At 38.7% G+C, this 23,982-nt stretch carries 21 protein-coding genes and 1 pseudogene; 3 read left to right on the top strand and 19 right to left on the bottom strand.

What is annotated here, in order from left to right; genetic code table 11:
- Nucleotides 1-39 precede the first annotated feature (39 nt).
- From MNO09_RS03070 to spo0F, 11 genes are all read right to left on the bottom strand, one after another.
- Nucleotides 40-498: a GNAT family N-acetyltransferase gene (locus tag MNO09_RS03070; protein ID WP_088107511.1), complete on the bottom strand. Its 459-nt coding sequence runs from the start codon at nucleotides 496-498 to the stop codon at nucleotides 40-42.
- 49 nt (nucleotides 499-547) lie between these two features.
- Complete coding sequence (spoIIR, locus tag MNO09_RS03065) at nucleotides 548-1,411, bottom strand: stage II sporulation protein R (RefSeq protein ID WP_002203757.1); 864 nt, start codon at nucleotides 1,409-1,411, stop codon at nucleotides 548-550.
- 112 nt (nucleotides 1,412-1,523) lie between these two features.
- Entirely contained in the window at nucleotides 1,524-2,375 is an 852-nt protein-coding gene (gene prmC / locus MNO09_RS03060) for a peptide chain release factor N(5)-glutamine methyltransferase (protein ID WP_001267020.1), read from the bottom strand.
- Nucleotides 2,375-3,442 carry a peptide chain release factor 1 gene (gene prfA, locus MNO09_RS03055; RefSeq protein ID WP_002096180.1) on the bottom strand — a complete coding sequence of 356 codons (1,068 nt, stop codon included), beginning with the start codon at nucleotides 3,440-3,442 and terminating at the stop codon, nucleotides 2,375-2,377. The genes prmC and prfA overlap by 1 nt, the downstream gene beginning before the upstream one ends.
- Before the next feature lie 313 nt (nucleotides 3,443-3,755).
- Nucleotides 3,756-4,340 (bottom strand): thymidine kinase, encoded by a 585-nt coding sequence (locus tag MNO09_RS03050; RefSeq protein WP_000281086.1) that lies wholly within the window; start codon nucleotides 4,338-4,340, stop codon nucleotides 3,756-3,758.
- 110 nt (nucleotides 4,341-4,450) lie between these two features.
- Nucleotides 4,451-4,696, bottom strand: a complete 246-nt coding sequence (locus MNO09_RS03045; RefSeq protein WP_000643447.1) for a type B 50S ribosomal protein L31 — start codon at nucleotides 4,694-4,696, stop codon at nucleotides 4,451-4,453.
- A 321-nt stretch (nucleotides 4,697-5,017) separates the two neighbouring features.
- Nucleotides 5,018-6,289: a transcription termination factor Rho gene (gene rho, locus MNO09_RS03040; RefSeq protein WP_001053898.1), complete on the bottom strand. Its 1,272-nt coding sequence runs from the start codon at nucleotides 6,287-6,289 to the stop codon at nucleotides 5,018-5,020.
- 272 nt (nucleotides 6,290-6,561) lie between these two features.
- On the bottom strand, nucleotides 6,562-7,527 hold the full coding sequence (gene glpX, locus MNO09_RS03035; RefSeq protein WP_000442336.1) for a class II fructose-bisphosphatase: 966 nt from the start codon (nucleotides 7,525-7,527) through the stop codon (nucleotides 6,562-6,564).
- Nucleotides 7,528-7,643: 116 nt separating this feature from the next.
- Nucleotides 7,644-8,933: a UDP-N-acetylglucosamine 1-carboxyvinyltransferase gene (gene murA / locus MNO09_RS03030; RefSeq protein ID WP_000413265.1), complete on the bottom strand. Its 1,290-nt coding sequence runs from the start codon at nucleotides 8,931-8,933 to the stop codon at nucleotides 7,644-7,646.
- Between the two features lie 332 nt (nucleotides 8,934-9,265).
- Nucleotides 9,266-10,123, bottom strand: coding sequence for a class II fructose-bisphosphate aldolase (locus MNO09_RS03025; protein ID WP_001131858.1), 858 nt, complete (start codon nucleotides 10,121-10,123; stop codon nucleotides 9,266-9,268).
- Between the two features lie 211 nt (nucleotides 10,124-10,334).
- Nucleotides 10,335-10,703: a sporulation initiation phosphotransferase Spo0F gene (gene spo0F / locus MNO09_RS03020; protein WP_000398593.1), complete on the bottom strand. Its 369-nt coding sequence runs from the start codon at nucleotides 10,701-10,703 to the stop codon at nucleotides 10,335-10,337.
- Between the two features lie 202 nt (nucleotides 10,704-10,905).
- Between spo0F and MNO09_RS03015 the strand changes: the two genes are divergently transcribed.
- Nucleotides 10,906-11,430: a DUF2529 domain-containing protein gene (locus tag MNO09_RS03015; protein ID WP_000912407.1), complete on the top strand. Its 525-nt coding sequence runs from the start codon at nucleotides 10,906-10,908 to the stop codon at nucleotides 11,428-11,430.
- A 31-nt stretch (nucleotides 11,431-11,461) separates the two neighbouring features.
- Here MNO09_RS03015 and pyrG read toward each other — a convergent pair whose 3' ends face one another.
- The 8 genes and pseudogenes from pyrG to MNO09_RS02975 all read right to left on the bottom strand — a co-directional run bounded on the left by pyrG (nucleotide 11,462) and on the right by MNO09_RS02975 (nucleotide 21,380).
- Nucleotides 11,462-13,069: a CTP synthase gene (pyrG, locus tag MNO09_RS03010; RefSeq protein WP_000170450.1), complete on the bottom strand. Its 1,608-nt coding sequence runs from the start codon at nucleotides 13,067-13,069 to the stop codon at nucleotides 11,462-11,464.
- 257 nt (nucleotides 13,070-13,326) lie between these two features.
- Nucleotides 13,327-13,854, bottom strand: a complete 528-nt coding sequence (gene rpoE / locus MNO09_RS03005; RefSeq protein ID WP_001009785.1) for a DNA-directed RNA polymerase subunit delta — start codon at nucleotides 13,852-13,854, stop codon at nucleotides 13,327-13,329.
- Nucleotides 13,855-14,008: 154 nt separating this feature from the next.
- Nucleotides 14,009-14,638 carry a TetR/AcrR family transcriptional regulator gene (locus MNO09_RS03000; RefSeq protein ID WP_000238598.1) on the bottom strand — a complete coding sequence of 210 codons (630 nt, stop codon included), beginning with the start codon at nucleotides 14,636-14,638 and terminating at the stop codon, nucleotides 14,009-14,011.
- A 66-nt stretch (nucleotides 14,639-14,704) separates the two neighbouring features.
- Nucleotides 14,705-15,844, bottom strand: coding sequence for an acyl-CoA dehydrogenase AcdA (acdA, locus tag MNO09_RS02995; protein WP_088107512.1), 1,140 nt, complete (start codon nucleotides 15,842-15,844; stop codon nucleotides 14,705-14,707).
- A 21-nt stretch (nucleotides 15,845-15,865) separates the two neighbouring features.
- Nucleotides 15,866-16,996 (bottom strand): acyl-CoA dehydrogenase, encoded by a 1,131-nt coding sequence (locus MNO09_RS02990; protein ID WP_088107513.1) that lies wholly within the window; start codon nucleotides 16,994-16,996, stop codon nucleotides 15,866-15,868.
- A 72-nt stretch (nucleotides 16,997-17,068) separates the two neighbouring features.
- On the bottom strand, nucleotides 17,069-17,920 hold the full coding sequence (locus MNO09_RS02985) for a 3-hydroxybutyryl-CoA dehydrogenase (RefSeq protein ID WP_088107514.1): 852 nt from the start codon (nucleotides 17,918-17,920) through the stop codon (nucleotides 17,069-17,071).
- 56 nt (nucleotides 17,921-17,976) lie between these two features.
- Nucleotides 17,977-19,259: pseudogene (locus MNO09_RS02980) on the bottom strand (acetyl-CoA C-acetyltransferase).
- Nucleotides 19,260-19,268: 9 nt separating this feature from the next.
- On the bottom strand, nucleotides 19,269-21,380 hold the full coding sequence (locus MNO09_RS02975) for a (Fe-S)-binding protein (RefSeq protein ID WP_001086763.1): 2,112 nt from the start codon (nucleotides 21,378-21,380) through the stop codon (nucleotides 19,269-19,271).
- A gap of 353 nt (nucleotides 21,381-21,733) precedes the next feature.
- On the opposite strand from MNO09_RS02975, the gene cls reads away from it, so the two are divergent.
- Together cls and uvsE are read left to right on the top strand one after the other, a co-directional pair.
- Nucleotides 21,734-22,927, top strand: a complete 1,194-nt coding sequence (gene cls / locus MNO09_RS02970) for a cardiolipin synthase (protein ID WP_000465812.1) — start codon at nucleotides 21,734-21,736, stop codon at nucleotides 22,925-22,927.
- 33 nt (nucleotides 22,928-22,960) lie between these two features.
- Nucleotides 22,961-23,914: a UV DNA damage repair endonuclease UvsE gene (gene uvsE / locus MNO09_RS02965; protein ID WP_088107515.1), complete on the top strand. Its 954-nt coding sequence runs from the start codon at nucleotides 22,961-22,963 to the stop codon at nucleotides 23,912-23,914.
- Nucleotides 23,915-23,982: the final 68 nt, after the last annotated feature.

Raw genomic sequence — 23,982 nt, 5'->3', positions numbered from 1 at the left:
GACAAACAAGGTTTATCCACAAAATGTGGATAAACCTAATTAATCCGTGGATAACTTTGTGAATAGCTGACAATTTAGTATTATTGCATTTGGCTCTTTTATATTTTTACAAAAATGTTCTAACTGTCGAATTCCCTCTGGTACGTTTTCTTTCTCTATAGTAACAAAGTCAAAAAACTGAAAGATTGTTATAGATTGTGGATGATTTGTTAGTAAGTACAATTGTCGAATATTTTTTTCTTTCATATACTGCAAAAACATTTCAAAAAAATATAAGAAAGTCTGTTTATCCACATTAGGTGTGAATAAACAAGAACGAATCAGTGCGTGTTCTTCACTTTGTTCATATCCGATAACAGCCCGTATTTCTTCCGCCTCTTCCAAAATCATAAATTGCGCGTACAACTCATTTATTTTATCATCTTTTTTATTAGCTTGTCCGAAAAAAGAATGCAATCTTTCCACATCTGCTTTCTTAGCAAAATATACTTTCTTCATAGTAAATCCCTCCTCTTTTTTATATATGAGAAGGTACCTACTAATAGTACTATTTAGAGAATAAAGATGTAAAAGCTTCTACAACAAATAACTTAACTTCTGGCTTTTCTTCTTCCTCCTCTACTTTTACATACTCATTTTGTTTTTCTTGCTTTTGTTCCACAGGTTTCCCCACTTTGTCCACAGTTTTTGTTTCTTCTTTACTTACAGGTTGTTCTTCTACTTTCGTTTCATTTTTTACTATTTTCTTTTCAGAAGCTGTTACTTTTTTTGTGACTTCCTGCTTTACAACTTTCGTTTCTTTCACTTTACCCTCTTTCTTCTCTGGTACATCCACTACTTCCTCATCTTGCTCCTTAACCTCCCCCTCTTCAGGAGATTCAGCCTTCACAACATGTTCTTCCTTCCTTACAGCTGTACCACTTGAAAAATCTAAGAAACACATCGGTGGAAATAATACACACCACCAGTTTGCCCCTTCACCTTCCCCAATTGTAATCAATACCGCCTCATATTCCCCTGCTGGATAAATAAAATTCCCATATACCTTTGTAGGAAACTTTACATTCTTACTAAATTTCACTTGAAATGAATCTTTACTTCCTTCTTTTTTCAACGTATTTGCCACTGTTTTTTCGATTTCTGGAATATGACTTTGAATGACTTTACGTGCCTCTTCAAAAGAAGTTAAATCCGCTACCCATCCATCAATTTGTGCTTTTACTTCATCACGCACTTTGCGCTTTAACGCCTGATCTTTATCTGAATCACTATTTGCTAAAATTCGTAATCGAACGGCCTCTTTCGGAATAACTGAAGGCCCTTTCGCATCAGCTTTCATATATCCAAACTGCACAAGCAACTGTGCACCAATTAATAATAGAAGAAGATAAGCAATAACTTGTTTTTTCATTTCCTCCACCGTCCCTTCTACAAACAGTGTGGACAGACTTTCATCTTTCTAAACTATTAAATTCAAAATCTATATAAATTTTTCCACAAAAAAATAGAGTAAGGTGTGAACCTTACTCCATCTCTGCAAATACCATACGATCTTTTCCATTAATATCAAAAACAACCTCAACATGAGCATGTGGAAAAGCTTGTTGTAACAACCCTTTTACATCCTCACCTTGCCCTACTCCAATTTCAAATGCCACAATCGCTTTCTTCTGCAACACATTCGGCAACTCTTCCATAAAACGGCGATAGAAATCTAATCCGTCTTCACCGCCAACAAGTGCTCTCTTTGGCTCATGCTCTTTCACCACAGGAGAAAGGCCACGCCAATCCTCTTCCGGTATATATGGGGGGTTTGAAACAACAACATCTAACTTTTGACCTGTTTTATAAAATGGTGACAATAAATCACCATGATAGAATGTTACTTCAGCGCCCAAAGTTTTTGCATTTTCTTTTGCAACTTCAATCGACTCTTGTGCAATATCTACCGTATACACATGAAGATTTTTATTTTCTAAAGCAAGCGTAATAGAAATCGCTCCACTACCTGTACCGATGTCCGCCACATGCAGTTTCTCATCACCGAAATGACGCTCGATTCTTTCTAACACTCCCACTATAAGCTCTTCTGTTTCCGGTCTTGGTATTAATACTTCTTCATTCACAAAGAACGACCGTCCATAAAACATTTCATAACCAATCATATATTGAATAGGAATACCTTCTACATGCTTGTGAATAAACTCCGTAAAACTTGTTTCTTGTTCCACAGTTATTTCTTCACGCATATTCATGAGCATTCCGGTTCTGTTCGTCTTTAATACATGACAAAGGACAAATTCTCCCGCATTTTCATCTCGTCCATTTTCCTGTAAAAAAGAAGAAGCCCATTTCAGGGCTTCATAGACACGCATTACTCAGCTGCCTCCATCTTTTGAGCCTGATCTTCCATCACTAAGGCATTGATGAAATCATCTAACTTACCTTGTAAGATTTGATCTAGCTTTTGAATCGTTAAACCGATTCGATGGTCTGTAACACGGTTTTGCGGGAAATTATACGTACGAATACGCTCTGAACGATCACCCGTACCAACAGCTTGTTTACGGTTTTGATCATACTCAGCTTGCGCTTCTTGTCTAAACTTATCATAAACACGTGCGCGTAATACTTTCATCGCTTTTTCTTTATTCTTGATTTGTGATTTCTCATCCTGACACGATACAACTACACCAGTCGGTAAATGCGTTAAACGTACCGCTGACATCGTTGTATTAACACTTTGTCCACCAGGACCACTAGAAGCAAACGTATCAACACGAACATCTTTTTCATGAATACTAATTTCTACTTCTTCTGCCTCTGGTAATACAGCTACAGTTGCTGTAGATGTATGAATACGTCCACCAGATTCCGTTTCAGGAACACGTTGTACACGGTGAGCACCATTCTCGAATTTTAGCTTCGCGAAAGCACCTTTACCGTTAATCATAAAGATAATCTCTTTATATCCACCTAACTCTGTATAGCTCGCTTCGATAATTTCAGTTTTCCAACCTTGTACCTCAGCATAACGGCTATACATACGATATAAATCACCAGCAAATAAAGCCGCCTCGTCACCACCAGCAGCACCACGAACCTCAACGATAACGTTTTTATCATCATTAGGGTCTTTTGGAACAAGTAAAATTTTCAGACGCTCTGACAACTCTTTATCTTGTCCTTCTAATTCAGAAACCTCTTCTTTTACCATGTCACGCATATCAGCGTCTAACTTATCTTCTAACATTGCTTTTGCATCTCTTAATTGCTCACGAACATCTTTATACTCACGGTACACCTCTACCGTTTCCTGCATATCAGATTGTTCCTTTGAATACTCACGAAGCTTATTCGTATCGCTAATAACCTCTGGGTCACTTAACAATTCATTTAACTTCTCATAACGATCTTCTACAGCTTGCAAACGATCTAACACACCATTCACCTCTACATCCTAGTATCTAATACAAATAGTATATGGTACTTAATCAAAAAAACGCAAATTATATTTAAAAGCGTAAGCGGCTCGCTCAGAATCGCAGGACATTGGAACTCTCGACCTTGAAGCGCTCTTTGCTTCGAGCGAGAGAGTGAAATGACCGGAGATTCTAGCCGCTGAAGCTAGATAATATTTAAAACCGTAAGCGGCTTGCTCAGCTCTGACTGCTAAAGTTCTTAGCTGTACGAAGAGCCGTCCAACAATCTTCATTTATTTTCGAAAAAAACCCGCTCTACATAGCGAGTTTCATTTATCTTTGTTTTGTAGGTACTGCATGACAATGACGACAACGTGGTTCATACGATTCTGAAGCCCCAACTAAAATAATTGGATCATCAAATGCCGCTGGTTCTCCATCGATTAAACGTTGCGTACGACTTGCAGGAGATCCGCATGCAGAACAAACTGCCTGCAACTTAGTTACATGTTCAGCAATCGCCATCAGCTGAGGAACTTGTCCAAATGGTAGACCACGGAAATCTTGGTCTAATCCAGCTACAATGACACGATAGCCACGATTTGCCAATACTTGCACCACTTCCACAATGTCCCCATCAAAAAATTGTACCTCATCGATTGCAATAACATCCATTTCTTCTGTTACATGGTTAAATATATCTTTTGAAGCTGAAACAGGAACTGCTTTAACCTTTAATCCATTATGTGATACAACATCTTCTTCACTATAACGATTATCAATACATGGTTTAAATACAATCGCATGTTGTTTCGCAAATTGCGTACGGCGTATACGGCGGATGAGCTCTTCTGATTTTCCAGAAAACATACTCCCGCAAATCACTTCAATCCAACCATTTTGATTCATTAAGTACATTGAGCTCTCCTTTCATCTACTTTCCTAATCCAAAGTAGGGTAAAGGTTTAATATTTTTGCAAAAAAAACAGACAAGCGAATACATACACTTGCCTGTTTTATGTTCTTTATTACTTGATACCGTATTTCTTATTGAAGCGGTCAACACGTCCGTCTGCAGTAGCAAACTTCTGACGTCCAGTGTAGAATGGGTGAGAATCAGAACTGATCTCAATTTTTAGTAATGGATAAGTGTTACCATCTTCCCACTCAACAGTTTCGCTAGAGCCTTTAGTAGACCCGCTTAAGAATTTGAAGCCTGTGTTCGTGTCCATAAATACAACTTTATTGTAATTTGGATGGATTCCTGCTTTCATTCTTTTCATCTCCTTCCGCCCTGAATCATTTTCGAAACAGAGTTTTTCATCTTCAGCTGCTTACACAACTATATTGATGAAACACATATGATGAAATTATAACAAGGCTAACTCCATTTTGCAACTACCTGTTTTTGTCTTTTTAAAATTTAAAAGCGCAAGCGGCTCGTTTAGAATCCAGGACACTTCAAACTCTCGACCCAAATATAATTTTCATCTCAAAAAATAAAATTTTTCCCATATATTACTCTCTCTAATATTCCCTTAAAAAACATAAAAAACTCGCTTACCACAAAATAAGCGAGTCCCAATCGTTTCCCTTTACTTAGTTGTTACATATCTTTTTGAGTCTGCAACAATGTTTTGTAAAAATTCTTCATTTGTCTTTGTTTGACGAAGTTTACGTAAGAAACCTTCGACAAAGTCTGGTGTATCACGCATTGTTTTACGAATACCCCATAGCTTGTCTAAATGCTCTTTCGGAATTAATAGATCTTCTTTACGTGTACCAGAACGGCGAATATCAATTGCCGGGAAGATACGACGCTCAGCTAATGAACGATCTAAGTGAAGTTCCATATTTCCAGTTCCTTTAAATTCTTCGTAAATTACATCGTCCATACGAGATCCTGTATCAACAAGCGCTGTTGCTAAAATCGTTAAGCTACCGCCTTCTTCAATATTACGTGCAGCTCCAAAGAAACGCTTCGGTCTATGGAAGGCAGCTGGGTCGATACCACCCGATAATGTTCTACCACTTGGCGGAATAACAAGGTTGTAAGCTCGCGCTAAACGGGTAATACTATCCATTAAAATGATAACATCTTTTTTGTGCTCTACAAGACGCATTGCACGTTCTAACACAAGTTCCGCTACTTTAATATGATTTTCTGGCACTTCATCAAAAGTAGAGCTTACAACATCTCCTTTAACAGAACGTTCGATGTCTGTTACTTCCTCTGGACGCTCATCAATTAAAAGTACAATTAATTCAGCTTCCGGGTGATTTGTTGTAACACTGTGTGCGATTTCTTTTAATAGACTTGTTTTACCAGCCTTTGGAGGCGCGACAATTAAACCACGTTGTCCAAATCCAACTGGTGCGATTAAATCCATGATGCGTGTCGGTAACTTTTTCGGTTCCGTTTCCAATTTCATTTGGCGATCTGGGTATAATGGTGTTAATGCAGGGAAATGCACACGCTCTTTTGCTGACTCTGGATCATCTCCGTTTACAGCTTCAACTTGTAATAATCCAAAATAGCGTTCATTTTCTTTCGGAGGTCGTACTTTACCAGAAACCTTGTCTCCATTACGTAAATCGAAACGACGAATTTGCGAAGCTGAGATATAAATATCTTCTGAGCTTGGAGAATAGTTGATAGGACGTAGGAATCCAAATCCTTCTGATTGAATAATTTCTAATACGCCTTCCATGAAGAAGAAACCTTCTTTTTCTGCTCGAGCTTTTAGGATAGCGAAGATTAACTCTTTTTTCGTTAATTTGCTATAATACGAAATCTTAAATTCTTTCGCAAGCTCGTATAACTCTTTTAATTTCATGTTTTCTAATGCTGCAATTGACAAATTCATTCAGACACCACACTTTAACGTTATTCTCTTTTCACATGGGTAAAGGGAAAAAATACGGAAGGCAAATAATTAATAATGAAAGGCAATAAGTTCAAGTAGGGTAATATTCACTATTGTAACCCTTTTATCTAGTTTTAATCAATACGTTGAAACACAAATACAAGAAGCGAAGACAAGAAAATTTGTCTTCGCTTTTATTTAACCTAGTTCCAGTAGCTAGAATGGTCAGGAGCTACAATGCCCTGCGATTCTGAACGAGCCGCTTCCACTTTTTATTTAATAACCAAGTTTGGTTTTTTATTCAAGCTATGACGTCCGTCTACGAAGCGTACTGTGCCTGATTTTGCACGCATAACAAGGGATTGTGTTGTTCCTACGCTACCTTTAAATTGAACGCCGCGTAATAGTTCTCCGTCTGTTACGCCTGTTGCCGCAAAGATTGCATCGTCACCTTTTACTAAGTCTTCCATGCGAAGGATACGATTTATATCTTCAATACCCATTTTTTTACAACGAGCTAATTCAGCTTCATTTTGAGGCAGAAGCTTTCCGTGGATTTCTCCACCTAAACATTTTAATGCAACTGCTGCTAATACACCCTCAGGTGCTCCACCAGATCCGAATAAAATATCTACACCTGTGCGATCGAATGCAGTGTTAATTGCTCCAGCTACATCTCCATCGTTAATTAATTTAATACGAGCACCAGCTTTACGAATTTCTTCGATAATCGCTTGATGACGTGGACGGTTTAAAACTGTCGCTACAACATCTTCAATATCTTTATTTTTCGCTTTCGCAACCGCACGTAAGTTATCGATAATAGGCGCATCAATATCGACCGCCCCAACCGCTTCTGGGCCAACCGCGATTTTATCCATGTACATGTCAGGAGCATGTAACAAATTACCATGATCTGCAATTGCAATAACAGCAAGAGCATTCCATCCACCAGCTGCTACGATGTTTGTCCCTTCTAAAGGATCAACTGCAACGTCTACACGCGGTCCATATCCTGTACCTAATTTCTCTCCGATATACAGCATTGGTGCTTCGTCCATCTCACCTTCACCAATTACAACTGTACCCTTCATCGGGATTGTATCAAATACATCACGCATAGCTGATGTTGCTGCACCGTCTGCCTCATCCTTTTTCCCGCGCCCCATCCAACGCGCTGATGATAATGCTGCAGCCTCTGTTACACGTACTAACTCCATAGATAAACTTCTTTCCACGATAATCCCTCTCCTTTAAGTCTTTATATTTCTGCCGTATTTTGTGAACCGTGTTTCTCTACAAAGTATACTTCCGCAAGTAGTGATGCTTCGCTTCCCCCTTGCGGAAGTATCACTTATGCGTTCTTCATCTCTTCAATTTCTTGGCTTGTCATTTGTTCTCGCCAAATGTTTGCGCCAAGACCTTTAAGCTTGTCTACTATATTTTCATAACCTCGATCAATATGCTCAAGTCCGGTTACTTCTGTAATTCCATCCGCCATTAGCCCTGCAATAACAAGAGCCGCTCCAGCTCGCAAATCACTCGCTTTCACTTTTGCACCTTGCAATAAAACAGGACCAGTTACAATTGCCGAACGACCTTCCACTTTAATTTGTGCATTCATACGACGTAATTCATCGATGTGTTTAAAGCGTGCGCCGTAAATCGTATCCGTTACAACACCCGTTCCGTGCGCCTTTGTTAAAAGCGTCGTAAATGGTTGTTGTAAATCTGTTGGGAATCCTGGATATACAAGCGTTTTTATATCAACTACTTTTAACCTTCTATTACCGTTCACTGTAATTTGGTCATCGTTCGTTTCAACTTGGACACCAGCTTCTCTTAACTTCGCTGTAACTGACTCTAAATGCTGAGGAATCACATTATCAACCGTTACTTCTCCTCCTGATGCAGCTCCTAAAATCATATACGTACCCGCTTCAATACGATCCGGAATGATCGTATGGTGACAACCGTGCAGTGAATCCACACCATCAATTCGGATTACATCTGTGCCAGCACCTTTAATGCGTGCACCCATGCTTGTTAACAATGTAGCTACATCAATAATCTCTGGTTCTTTCGCTGCGTTTTCAATAACAGTTCTACCTTTCGCTCGCACAGCTGCTAGCATAATATTAATCGTAGCTCCTACACTAACAACATCTAAATAAATACGTGCACCGCGCAATTCATCTGCTCTTAAATAAATCGCACCCTGTTCATTCGTAACATGTGCACCTAATGCTTCAAACCCTTTAATATGCTGATCAATCGGCCTCGGTCCTAAATGACATCCACCTGGAAGCCCAATAACAGCTTTTTTAAAACGGCCAAGCATCGCACCCATTAAATAATAAGAAGCACGCAATTTTTTCACTTTTCCATTCGGTAAAGGCATTGCAACCATGTTAGAAGGATCGACTACCATCTCTTCCTCCTGTCCATAAGTTACTCTTCCCCCAATTTCCTCTAGCAAGTCTCCTAACATTTTCACGTCCGAAATATTAGGGACACCACCAATAGTGACTGGAGTATCTGCTAAAATTGTCGCTGGAATTAGTGCAACGGCGCTGTTCTTTGCACCACTCACTCGAATTGTTCCATTTAAAGCTCTTCCGCCTTCAATTAGCAATTTTTCCATATTGAGCTCCCTTCTTGTGAATGTATTTACTTTCTATATTTTTATAGAAAGCTCCCCTTAAGAATCTCAATCACTCTTTCCACCCTAAAACTCAATAAATAGGAAACCATTATCTTCATTTCTCCCGTAGTACGAATAGATAAAGATTAACTATTCATCGAATTTACTTTATCAATTTAGATACATTATCACATTTATTAATAGGACTATGCACATTATTTTCTATTTCAAAAACAAAATGATAAAAATCTTTAGACTTGTTCACGCTTTCATTATACAACGAAAGGAAACCGTCTAAAAGACTAGACGGTTTCCAAAACGGAATTTTATTCTTACGCTTTACCGTTAGAACCGAATTCACGCATTTTACCAGCAACAGTTGCTTTAATAGCGTCGCGGCCAGGTCCAATATATTTACGAGGATCGTAAACTTCTTGGTCTTTGCTTAATGCTTCACGAACAGCTTTTGTAAACTCAATTTGGTTCTCAGTGTTTACGTTAATTTTTGAAGTACCTAAAGAAATAGCTTTTACGATATCAGCAGTTGGGATACCAGTACCACCGTGTAATACTAAAGGTACGCCAGTGAAGTCACGAACTTGTTCCATTTCAGCGAATCCTAAGTTAGGCTCACCTTTGTAAGGACCGTGTACAGAACCTAAAGCTGGAGCTAGGCAATCGATACCTGTTGCTTCAACAAGGTGCTTACACTCTGCTGGATCAGCGTAAATTACGCCTTCAGCGATGATGTCGTCTTCTTGTCCGCCAACTGTTCCAAGCTCAGCTTCAACAGATACGTTACGAGCGTGTGCGTATTCTACTACTTTTTTAGTAGTTTCAACGTTTTCTTCGAATGGGTGGTGAGAAGCGTCGATCATTACAGATGTGAAACCTGCATCGATTGCTTCTTTACATTTTTCGAAGCTTGAACCATGGTCAAGGTGAATCGCTACAGGAACAGTGATGTTCATTTCTTCGATTAAAGCTTTAACCATAGCTACAACTGTTTTGAAACCAGTCATATGACGAGCTGCACCCTCAGATACACCTAGGATTACAGGAGACTTTTCTTCTTCCGCAGCAGCTAAGATAGCTTGAGTCCACTCTAAGTTGTTCATGTTGAATTGACCAACTGCGTATTTTCCTTCTAGTGCTGTGTTTAGCATTTCTTTCATAGAAACTAAAGGCATGGTGAATCCTCCTAAAAAACGTTTTTTGTATCCGATAAGTTCTTATCGCTGGTAGTATGACCAGAATAAGGTAAAATATGTATATTTACATACCGGACTTTTTTCTACACTCAATAGGATAACAACTTGTACTCAAAAACTCAACCGTATTCACCTGCTCAATAGTCCATGTAAACGCTTTTTTCCATATTTTTTATAAAAAATTCATTTTTTACGCCTCTACAGCAAGCTGTTCTCTCACCGCTTGACGAATCTCATCAATATCAAACGGTTTAGCAAAGTGCATTAAAGCTCCTAAATCTTTCGCTTCTTGGATCATATCAAGCTCTCCATAAGCAGTCATTAAAATTACTTTAATACTCTCATCAATTTCCTTTACATGTTTTAAAATCTCTATACCATCCATACCTGGAATTTTCATATCTAACACTACTAAATCTGGATTATCTTTTTTCACGATATCTAAAGCTTGAAATCCATTCGCTGCTTGGAATGTCTGATAACCTTCTTTTTGGAACACTTCATGTAATAACACACGAATGCCATATTGATCATCAACGATTAAAATTTTACCTTCCATAACTCCCAACCTTTCTGTGTAAATACAAGATTTAAAGCTTCTTATATCTTAACGATTAATTTTCGCTATTCTTTGGCAAATCCCTTCCTATTCTTTCTTATTTTACCGTTTCCTATTTTGTTATGCTACCCTTCGATTTCACCTTTCTAAAAAAATAAACTATAATGAAAGCCGGTAAACACGTACGAAAGGGAGTAACATTATGTTAAAAATTTTTTCAACTCAATTAAGTGGTTATTTCTCCAGAGTTTCTCAAAAAGAAGAAATGAATATAGAAGATAGCGCCCGTCTACTTGCTCAAGCATTAGTTGGCGACGGTTTCATTTATTTACATGGTACAAATGAAATGGAGGGCGTTGTTGCTGAAGCATTATTCGGCGCTGAGCCAATGAAGCAAGCAAAACGATTATTTAAAAATGGTAAAGAAGTAGAAGTAACTTCTGCAGACCGTGTACTTCTTATTAGCCGTTTTTCAACAGATGAAGAAGTTGTAGCAATGGCCAAAAAACTTCAAGCTGATGGACACTCTATTGTCGGCATCTCTGCTATTCAAGAAGGTACTGAATCACTAGAACAATATACAGATGTACATATTGATACTAAGCTGTTAAAAGGCCTTATTCCAGACGATGAAGGCAATCGCTACGGATTCCCAAGTTTAATGATAGCTTTATTTGCATATCATGGGATCAAATTTACAATCGATGAAATGTTAAATGAATATTAAAAAAAGCGCCCTATTTCAGGCGCTTTTTTTTTTACTTGCTCTCTTTATTCGTAATAGAAGCACTTACGAAGTCATGGAACAATGGTTGTGGACGGTTTGGACGAGATACAAGTTCTGGATGGAACTGTGCTGCCACGAACCAAGGGTGGTCTTTTAATTCAATGATTTCAACTAGACGACCGTCTGGGCTTGTACCAGAGAATACAAATCCTGCTTTTTCCATATCCGGACGGAATTGATTGTTGAACTCATAACGATGACGATGACGCTCATATACAACCGGCTCGTTGTAAGCATTGTAAGCATTTGTTTCTTCAGCAAGCTTACATGGGTATAGACCAAGACGAAGTGTGCCACCTAAGTCTTCCACATCTTTTTGTTCTGGTAATAAGTCAATGATTGCATAAGGTGTGTCAGGATTAATTTCAGAAGAGTTAGCTCCTTCTAATCCTAATACGTTACGTGCGAATTCGATTGATGCAAGTTGCATACCTAGGCAAATTCCTAAGAATGGAACTTTGTTTTCACGAGCATATTGAATTGCAACGATTTTACCTTCTACACCACGATCGCCGAATCCACCAGGTACAAGGATACCATCTGTGTCACCAACTAATTCTTGTACGTTCTCTGGTGTTACGTGCTCAGCGTTTACCCATTTCACTTCTACATCTGTGTCGAATGAATAACCCGCATGACGAAGTGCTTCTACAACAGAAATGTATGCATCTTGAAGCTCTACGTATTTACCAACAAGAGCGATTTTTGTTTTCTTAGAAAGGTTACGTACTTTATTAACTAGCGCAGTCCACTCTGTCATATCTGCAGCTGGATTGTCTAATTTCAAGTGATCGCAAACGATTTGGTCCATATTTTGCTCTTGAAGAGATAATGGAACCGCATATAAAGTATCTGCATCGCGTGCTTCGATAACTGCTTTTGTATCAATGTCACAGAATAATGCAAGCTTGTCTTTCATATCTTGAGAAACAGGCAATTCTGTACGAACAACGATAATATTTGGTTGAATACCTAAGCTGCGAAGCTCTTTAACGCTATGTTGCGTTGGTTTTGTTTTCATTTCACCCGCTGCTTTTAAGTACGGGATTAACGTACAGTGAATGTACATTACATTGTCACGACCAATGTCGCTCTTAATTTGACGGATTGCTTCTAAGAATGGTAGAGACTCGATGTCACCAACAGTTCCACCAATTTCTGTAATAACAACGTCCGCGTTTGTTTCGCGACCAGAACGGTATACACGCTCTTTAATTTCGTTAGTAATGTGCGGAATAACTTGAACTGTTCCTCCTAGGTATTCACCACGACGCTCTTTTTGAAGAACTGAAGAGTAAATTTTACCTGTTGTTACGTTGCTGTATTTGTTTAAGTTGATGTCGATGAAACGTTCATAGTGACCAAGGTCCAAATCAGTTTCTGCACCATCATCTGTTACGAATACCTCACCGTGTTGGTATGGGCTCATAGTCCCTGGGTCTACGTTAATGTATGGATCAAACTTTTGAATAGTTACGTTTAAACCACGATTTTTTAAAAGTCTTCCAAGAGATGCTGCTGTAATACCTTTTCCTAAAGACGATACTACACCGCCTGTTACAAAAATATACTTAGTCATGAAAAAGCTCCCTCCTATTTTGCTGTTATATAATCACCGTTGCAAAGCGCAACGTATGTAGATAACACTGTATCCATCTTATTGTTAGACTCTTTTTATTTTCTAAACAAAAAACAAAAAAGAAAATTGCTCCCCTCATCACATAAAGTAATAAGTAGGGAGCAATTTTCTTTTATATTTACACTTTAAAAGTATTATCGTCCTTTTTTAAAGAGCCCAAAAATGATTCTACATGGACGATAATGAAAAGTCAAGAACTACAGTTCTTCCTCTTCTTCTTCTTCAGTTTCATCGTACTCAAGTTCTTCTTCGGCGAAGTCATCTTCATCATCTTCATCTAAATCATCAAGATCATCGTCATCTCCGTCTTCTTCTTCAAGAACCTTGTCCAAATCTTCTACCTCTTCTTCTTCATTTGCGTCTGCATCTTCGAAGTCTTCATCTTCTTCGATGTAGTCGTCAAAACCGTCCTCTTCAACTTTACGTTTCTTCTTCGGTTTTGGCTGAGGTAAGATTTCTTCATCAATTTGCTCATATGGGTACCAGCTACGTAGTCCCCAACGATTTTCTCCTAAATTAATGAAACGTCCATCGATGTTTAAATCTGTATAAAATTGTGCGAGTTTCGCATTAACTTGCTCTTGAGATAGTCCCAGCACTTGAGCGATTTCTCGAACCAACTCGTTGAATGTCGTTGCTTGTCTTTTATCCCCTAAAACGCTATGTACAACTTCAATCATTGAACATTCTTTTAGCTCTTCTGGTGAATATTGCTTAAAATTCACTTATGCGGCACTTCCTTTCTTCAAATATAACCTTATATATAACGGTCTGCTTAAAAAAATCCATACTATTCATTATAAACAAAAGTCGTACAAATATGCTACAAAAAAAACGGGAAACTTTAATATGGTAATAAAATTATAATTTGTCTATTCCTTATTTCGGAAACATATGCGCTCCTTGCAGTACATACCTAATTTGCATTTCTGTATATTCTTCAAGCGTATACAGTTTTTGCAGGGCCCAACGTCTAAATCCCCACATTTGTCCTTGTATGAAAATGTTATGTGCAAGAAGCTGTATCTCTTTTTTATTTAATGTAAATGTCCCATTTTCTGTACACTGCTCTAAAATATTCTCAAACATCCCGACCATTTGAAACTCTTTTTCTAATACATATGGAAGTGATTCTTTCGGTAAAAAACGTACCTCTTGATACATAATTAATACTTCTTCTTGCAATTCATCCATCACTTTAAAATAATTCGTTATCGCTATCTTTAAGCTTTCTATACTTCCCTTCTCTGTACACACTACTTCCTCTAATCTTTCTTTTACATGTTCATAAATACTATCACAAACTAAATATAAAACATCATCTTTTGTACGAATGTACTCATAAAGTGTTCCAATACTAAACCCAGCCGCCTTCGCAATCTCTCTCGTTGTTGTACGTGGGAACCCTTTTTGCTTAAACAATTGCACCGCACCTTTAATCATTTGTTCACGTCTTAACGCAACTAATTTTTCATCTTTCACGGACGCATGTACATTATGTTTAACCATCCCCTTCACCTCTCTCTATTATTTTTTGGAAGGAAAAAGCGTAGGAAAATACCTACGCTTTCATTCCTACTTCGTTAACATACGAGAAATTACAAGCCTTTGAATCTCTTGTGTTCCCTCATATATTTGTGTAATCTTTGCATCGCGCATATAACGCTCTACTGGATAATCTTTCGTATAACCGTAACCACCAAATACTTGTACCGCTTCAGTCGTCACCTTCATCGCTGTATCGCCTGCAAATACTTTTGACATCGCTGACTCTTTCCCATACGGAAGCCCTTCCGATTCAAGCCAAGCCGCTTGGTATGTTAGAAGACGCGCCGCCTGCACATCCGTTGCCATATCTGCAAGTTTAAAGCCAATTCCTTGCTGCGCCACAATTGGTTTCCCAAACTGATGACGCTCTCTTGCATATTCTACAGAAGCATCTAAAGCCCCTTGCGCAATACCGACTGCTTGCGCGGCAATACCGTTACGGCCGCCATCTAATGTTTGCATCGCAACTTTAAATCCTTGGCCCTCTTCCCCGAGTAAGTTCTCTACAGGAATACGGCAATCTTCGAACATAATTTCAGTTGTTGGTGAAGAGCGAATCCCTAACTTGCTTTCCTTCTTCCCAACTGAAAATCCTGGTGTATCACTTTCCACAATAAACGCGCTCGTACCACGCTGCTTCGATTCGGGATCAGTTAACGCAAAAACAACATAAATATCAGCAATACCACCATTTGTAATAAAGATTTTCGATCCATTTAAAATGTAATGGTCTCCATCTCGTTTCGCAGTTGTCCTCATTCCGCCAGCATCTGAACCAGAACTTGGCTCCGTTAAACCGTATGCGCCAATTTTCATTCCTTCTGCCATCGGTCGTAAAAACTTTTGCTTTTGTTCTTCCGTTCCAAATTTAAAAATTGGCCAACCAGCAAGTGAAGTGTGTGCAGACAGTGTTACACCTGTTGAAGCACAAACACGAGATAATTCTTCGATAGCAATTACATACGCTAAGTAATCGCTTCCAATTCCGCCGTATTCTTCAGGCCACGGAATACCGGTTAAACCAAGCTCTGCCATTTGATCAAATAGTGCTCGATCAAATCTCTCTTCTTCATCACGCTCAGCTGCCGTCGGTGCTACTTCGTTCTTAGCAAAATCCCGAACCATTTTTCTTATCATTTCATGTTCTTCTGATAGTTTAAAATGCATTCCCGTCTCCCCCTTGTCCTTTTATAAAGCTCGACTAATAACAAGTTTCTGTATCTCACTCGTTCCTTCATATATTTGCGTGATTTTCGCATCACGGAAAAATCGTTCTACTGGATAGTCTTTCGTATAACCGTAACCGCCAAATACTTGCACCGCTTCAATCGCAACTTCAACAGCCGTCTTAGAAGCGAATAATTTCGCAATAGAAGCTTCTTTACCGCATGGTAATCCTTGCGCTCTTAGCGATGCCGCTCTGTATACAAGTAATCGCGCTGCTTCTACGCTAGTCGCCATATCTGCAAGTTTGAATCCGATTCCTTGCTGCGCCGCAATTGGCTTGCCGAATTGCTCACGCTCTTTCGCATAATCAATCGCACATGCTAGCGCCGCTTCCGCGATTCCTAATGCCTGCGCTCCGATTCCAATTCGTCCAACATCTAAATTCGCCATTGCCACCTTAAATCCTTGTCCTTCTTCACCAAGTAAATTCTCGGCCGGCACTTTCATATCTTCAAACGTAAGTTGTACCGTGCGAGAACCAAGAAGTCCCATTTTATGCTCATCTTTGCCGATAATTAAGCCCGGTGTATCTTTCTCTACTATAAATGCAGAAATCCCACTTTTTCCTGCCTCTGGATTTGTAGAAGCGAATACAATATATGTACTTGCTTCACCGCCATTTGTAATAAATACTTTCGATCCATTAATAATGTAGTGATCGCCTTTCTTTACAGCTCTTGATTTCAAACTCCCTGCATCTGATCCTGCATTTGGTTCTGTTAATGCAAATGCACCTAAATATTCACCAGTCGCAAGTTTAGAAACATATTTCTGCTTCTGTTCTTCTGTTCCAAAATATAAAATCGGATTCATTCCAACTGACGTATGTACAGCTAAAATTACACCAACCGTTGCACTTACCTTTGAAATTTCCTCAATTGCTAAAATGTAAGAAATAAAATCCATTTCTGCCCCGCCATATTTTGCAGGCGCTGGAATACCCATTAGTCCAAGCTCACCCATCTTCTGCAAAATCTCTTTCGGGAACACCCCTTGTTCCATACTAGGAAGAAAGGGAGCTATTTCCTTCTGCGCAAAATCTCGAACCATTTTCCTCATCATTTGTTGCTCTTCAGTAAAATGAAAATTCATGTACTCCGCCTCCGTTTGCTATATATCTTTTTAATAATTTGGTAAGACCACTATTTTAATAAAAGGAGGACTTTATTCGTAAACGTAGAAACCACGGCCTGTTTTACGTCCTAACCATCCTGCGTTCACATACTTGCGTAATAATGGACATGGGCGATATTTACTATCTCCTAATCCTTCATGCAACACTTCCATAATGTATAAACATGTATCTAAACCGATAAAATCAGCTAATGTAAGTGGTCCCATCGGATGATTCATACCTAGTTTCATTACTTCATCAATCGCTTCTTTAGTCGCTACACCTTCATATAACGTATAGATCGCTTCATTAATCATCGGTAATAAAATACGGTTCGATACAAATCCTGGGAAATCATTTACTTCAACTGGCACTTTTCCGATTTTTTTCGTAATATCTTCAATTGTTTCGTACACCTCATCATCTGTAGCTAAACCACGAATAATTTCAACAAGTTTCATAACTGGAACTGGATTCATAAAATGCATGCCGATTACTTTTTCTGGGCGTTTCGTTACCGCTGCAATTTCAGTAATTGGTAGAGAGGACGTATTCGTCGCTAAAATTGCGTGTTCTGGAGCGATTTCATCTAGATTCGCGAAAATTTTCTTTTTAATGTCCATTTTCTCAACAGCCGCTTCAATAACAAGATCCGCTTCCTTCACACAATCTAAATCAAGCGCTACTGTAAGGCGATTTAACGTCGCTTCCTTCTCTTCTTCCTTCATGCGTCCTTTTTCTACTTGGCGCGCTAAGTTTTTCGTAATAATAGCCAATCCTCTGTCTAATTGCTCTTGTTTTAAATCTTGTACCTTCACATTATATCCTGCCATTGCACATACTTGTGCGATTCCCGAACCCATTTGTCCTGCACCAATTACAACTATTTTTTGTACACCCATTCTTTCTTCCCCCTTAATATAAATTGTTAATAAATCAAAAATCACCTACACGTAAATTAACGAACTTCAATCATAATTGCGTCACCTTGACCGCCACCGCTACAAATAGAAGCAATTCCAATTCCGCCGCCGCGCTGCTTTAGTGCGTGGATAAGTGTAACGATAATACGCGCGCCACTTGCTCCAATCGGATGTCCCATTGCTACAGCGCCGCCATTTACATTCAATTTGTCTGGGTCAATTCCTGCGATTTCTGTACTTGCAATTGCTACCGCTGCAAATGCTTCATTAATCTCGAATAAATCGATATCTTCAATTGTCTTGCCTGTTTTTTTCAACAATTCGTTAATTGCATAACCTGGCGTTCTTGGGAAATCTTTAGACTCCACTGCAATTGCTGTATGTGCCAAAATTGTCGCTAATGGCTTTCTTCCTTCTTGCTTCGCTCTGTCTTCGCTCATTAATACGAGCGCAGCACCGCCATCATTTAGTCCAGGAGCATTACCCGCTGTCACTGCCGACGTCTTATCAAATACAGGTTTTAATTTCGCTAATTTTTCAATCGTTGTATCCGCGCGCGGTGCCTCATCTTTTGCAACGACGATAGGATCGCCTTTTCTTTGCGGAATCGTTACTGGCACGATTTCCTCTTCAAAACGTCCTTCTTTATGCGCTGAAACCGCACGCTGATGGCTACGATATGCCCATTCATCTTGCGCTTCGCGAGAGATTCCATCTTCCTTCGCAACTTCTCCGCCATAAACACCCATGTGTATACCTGAAAATGCGCATGTCAAGCCGTCAGCAACGTTTAAATCGATGATTTCGTTGTTACCCATTCTGTATCCCCATCTTGCACCTCGTAAAATGTAAGGACTGTTACTCATAGACTCCATACCGCCAGCTACAATTAGTGATTGATCGCCAGTACGAATAATTTGATCCGCTAACGTAACCGCACGAAGCCCTGATGCACAAACTTTATTCACTGTTTCCGTCTGTACTTCCCAAGGGATTCCAGCAGCCCTCGCAGCTTGGCGTGATGGAATTTGTCCCTGTCCACCTTGAATAACTGTTCCAAATATAACTTCCTCAACATCACTAGCAGAAACATTTGCTCTCTCAAGCGCCGCTTTAATTGCAATTCCCCCAAGTTCTGTTGCCTTCACGTCTTTTAAAGATCCTCCAAATTTCCCAACCGGTGTTCTTGCAGCGCTTAAAATAACTGTTTTACTCATATCTATTTCCCCCATCTCTTTTTTAAGACCGAGCGCTCGCTCGGTGTTCTTACGTTGAGAAGAGGTGCAATGATTGCACCTCTCTCTAAAGTTGTATTCATTCCTACAAATTACATCGCTTCTTTCTTCTGTCCGATAACAGAGCGTTCTAAAATCTCTGTTACATCAAGAGTTTGAACCTTCTCTTCTACTTCTTTCGCTTTCGTCCCATCGCTAATCATCGTTAAGCAATATGGACAACCTGTACCGATAATGGATGGTTGCACAGCTAGTGCTTGTTCTGTACGAGCAACGTTAATACGTGAACCTGCTGTCTCTTCCATCCACATTAAGCCACCACCTGCGCCACAGCACATTCCGGTTTCACGGTTACGTGCCATTTCTACAAGATTCACACCAGGAATTGCTTTCAAAATATCGCGTGGTGCTTCGTATACTTCGTTGTATCTTCCTAAGTAACAGGAATCATGGTACGTAACTGTTTCCTCAATAGCGTGAACGGGTTTTAAGCGTCCTTCTTTCACCCACTGAGCTAACAATTCTGTATGATGATAGACTTCTGCTTGCAAACCAAAGTCTGGATACTCATTTTTAAATGTGTTATAAGCGTGAGGATCAATCGTAACGATTTTCTTCACTCCTGCTTTTTCAAATTCCTCGATATTCTTTGTCGCCATCTCTTGGAAGACAAATTCATTTCCAAGACGTCGCGGTGTATCTCCAGAATTCTTTTCTTTATTACCAAGTATCGCGAATGAAATGCCTGCTTCGTTCATTAACTTCGCAAACGATATCGCAATCTTCTGACTACGATTATCATATGATCCCATTGAACCAACCCAGAATAAATATTCGAACTCCTCGCCAGCTTTCGATTTTTCTTTTACAGTTGGAACCGTTACTTCATCATCACCTTGGCGCCAAGTTTCACGCTCTTTACGGTTCAGTCCCCACGGATTTCCTTGACGCTCAATATTTGTCATCGCACGCTGCGCTTCCGCGTCCATCTTTCCTTCTGTTAAAACGAGATAGCGGCGTAAATCAATAATTTTGTCAACATGCTCATTCATAACCGGACACTGATCTTCACAGTTACGGCACGTTGTACAAGCCCAAATCTCTTCCTCTGTAATAACATCTCCGATTAAACTCGGATCGTAAGCAAGCGTTGTAGCTGCTGATTCTTGTTGCCCTTTCCCAGCTGCCATCATCGCTAACTGATTTCCTTGTGTATTATTAAAAGCAACTACTGGAACCCACGGTGCTTTTGATGTCACTGCTGCTCCTTTATCAGTTAAATGATCGCGAAGTTTTAAAATTAAATCCATCGGCGATAACATTTTCCCTGTCCCTGTTGCTGGGCACATATTTGTACAGCGACCACACTCTACGCAAGCGTATAAATCAATAAGCTGATTTTGTCTAAAGTCTTCGATTTTACCAACACCAAATGTTTCTTGCGTTTCATCTTCAAAGTCAATCTTTTCAAGTTTCCCTGGATTTGAAAGACGACCGAAGAAAACGTTAACTGGTCCCGCAATTAAATGCGCGTGTTTTGATTGTGGAACATACACTAAAAACGTTAACAAAATTAGTAGATGCACCCACCAAGAGAAATAGAACACAGAAATGGCTGCGGTTTCATTTATTCCCGAGAAAACGTAAGCGATTGCAGAAGCGATCGGTTCACTCCATGAAAGCTCCTCGCCGTGCCATATAATTCCCATCCCATTACCGAGTAGCACAGAAATCATTAAGCCACCAATAAAGATAAGAACAAGGCCTGATTTGAAATTACGTTTTAAACGAACTAGCTTCTCAACATAACGTCTATGAAAAGCCCAAAAGACTGCAATTAAAATAACAAGTGTGACAATTTCCTGGAAGAATGTAAATGCAGGGTATAGTGGTCCAAGTGGAAGATGTGATCCTGGTGCGAGTCCTTTCCAAACGAAGTCAATTGCTCCAAATTGGACAAGAATAAATCCGTAAAAGAACATAACGTGAATAATGCCGCTCTTCTTATCTTTCAGCAGCTTTTTCTGACCGAAAACATTGACCTTAAGGAGATCCCAACGCTCTTTAAAACGACGGTCAAATTCAATCTTTTTTCCTAACTGTATGTAGGCCATCCTCGTCCGTATAAGATACACAAACAAATATCCCGCATAAGCAATAACAGCAATGGCAGCCAGCCAATTAATGATCAGTAAGCTATTCATTTTTATGCTACCCCTCTCTTTGTAAGCCCTCTTTCTTTTTTAGAATCTTCAAAAACATATAATTTTCTGAATTTTTTCCCCTATCTTCATTATATAATGAGTGAGCATTCAGTCAACAGTTTTTTGTTATACAACAACATATTTTTTAATAAAGCTGTTTATTTCGGTGAAACTATAAAGTGAAACTTTAATCCGTAGGGGGTTGTTTCCTCTCGCCTGATTCCTTTAAGTAAGCCTAATTTTTAAGTAGGAGGCTTACCGCCCCTTAATATGGGATAAGGTGAAGCCAATCGGGATTTTCCGGGCAGCCAGCAAAATGAAGGCGAAAAGAATGCAAAGGAGGGAATTCACTTATGTTCTTCTTATCTCTCTTGTTAATATGCGTTACTCTTTGGATCACAATTGACCTTTTATATGGGAGGATTCTTCATTTAAAGCGTGTGCGCTCTCGTACTTTTCCTTTACGTCAAAGTAATTTTCACCTTTATACATACGGGCAAGATTTATATGATGCTTTATTTACTGATATACAACAAGCAAGGCACCATGTGCACGTTTTATTCTTCATTGTAAAAAACGATAAAATCAGTCGTGAATTTTTAAAGTTACTTATCGATAAGGCACAGGAAGGAATTGAAGTAAGACTATTACTCGATCGATTGGGAAGCCATTATTTATCAAACGAGGCAATTCGTTCCCTACAAAAACACGGCGTCTCTTTTTCATTTTGTCATAAAGTGAAATTTCCGTTCCTTTTCTTTTCTGCCAATCAAAGAAACCATAGAAAAATTACAGTTATTGACGGAAAAATTGGTTATATTGGTGGATTTAATATTGGAGAAGAATATTTAGGGCATAATCAAAAATTAGGATTATGGCGCGATTATCATTTACGTCTTACAGGCGAAGGTGTACAAGATTTACAAAAACAATTTTTACATGATTGGTTTGATGATACAAACCAAAACTTATTGGATACTTCTCTTTATTTTCCGAAACTGCAACCTGGTACCATCCAACACCAATTTATTCCGACCGATGGGGCCTATTTACAACATACTTTTCTACACTTAATTGAAAATACGAAAGAAGAACTCTTTATCGGTACACCATATTTCATTCCTGGAAAAAAAATTATGCACGCTTTGTTAAAAGCACGAAAACGTGGGGTTCAAATAACGATTCTCGTTCCAGAAAAAGCTGATCACGCCCTTGTTCGAGAAGCAAAATTTCCATATTGCCGAAAGTTAATACAAGCCGGGTGTAATATTTATGCATTTCAACAAGGTTTTTTTCACGCTAAAGTTATTATAGTGGACGATTATATTTGTGATATCGGAACTGCAAACTTTGATATGAGAAGTTTATATATTAATCATGAAATCAACTGCCTTTTATATGATAAACATTTTATACAAACAGTAAAAAACAGATTCCATAAAGATTTAGAAAACGCGTCCTTACTTTCCTTTAAAGATGTTAGCCCCCTTTCTCTTATTGATAGAGGGAAAGAATGGATAGGAACGATACTTTCTTTCTTCTTATAGGAAAGATAATGAGTAAAAAGAGGTGTATCACATATGATTATGCGGTTCGGATATGTTTCACATGCAATGGCACTCTGGGACTGCTCTCCTGCCAAAACGATGACATTTACAAGCTTTCAAAAGCTCAGTAAACAAGAACGAGAAGATAAATTGTACGATGTTACAAGGCAAAATCTTGAGCATACAATACGTATTCTTCATTACAATATAGCGCATGAAATTCCGTTATATCGTTTATCCTCTTCCATCGTCCCACTTGCAACACATCCCGAAGTCGAGTTTGATTATATCGGGGCATTTACACCGCTTTGGCGTAAAATTGGGGCATTAATTAAAGAACACAATTTACGAGTAAGTTTTCATCCAAATCAATTTACGCTATTTACAAGCGACAAGCCACATATTACAACTAACGCTATTACAGATATGGCCTATCATTATAAAGTATTAGATGCCATAGGAATTGCAGATTCTTCTTATATTAACATCCATGTAGGTGGTGCCTATGGAAATAAAGAACAAGCGGTTGGACGTTTCCATGAAAACATAAAAAAACTTCCTGCACATATAAAAGAGCAAATGACGCTTGAAAATGATGATAAAACATATACAACTGCTGAAACTTTATCGATTTGCCAAAAAGAAAAGATTCCATTCGTATTTGATTATCATCATCACATGGCAAACCTTTGCGAAGAACCGCTAGAAGTATTACTCCCTGCAATTTTTGAAACTTGGTCACATACAAATGTCCCTCCTAAAGTTCACATTTCCTCCCCTAAATCAAAAAAAGAATTTAGGGCTCACTCTGAATATATTGATTTAGAGTTTATTAAGCCTTTCTTACACATTGCAAAAAAAATCAACCATAATTTCGATATTATGATTGAAAGTAAACAGAAAGATTTATCAATGCTGCAATTAATACATGAATTATCCTCTATAAGAGGGATAAAAAGAATAAATAGCTCAACATTACAATGGTAAATTGTAATGTTGAGCTATTTTTTTCAAAAAAAGTAATTTTTATAGTAAAAAACAACCTATTGTATATG

Origin of the sequence: Bacillus sp. N5-665, assembly GCF_022637375.2 — a bacterium.
In the GTDB taxonomy this organism is placed as follows: Bacteria; Bacillota; Bacilli; order Bacillales; family Bacillaceae_G; genus Bacillus_A; species Bacillus_A wiedmannii.
The sequence above is the reverse complement of the archived record's forward strand: the minus strand, read 5'-3'. Positions and strand labels throughout refer to the sequence as shown.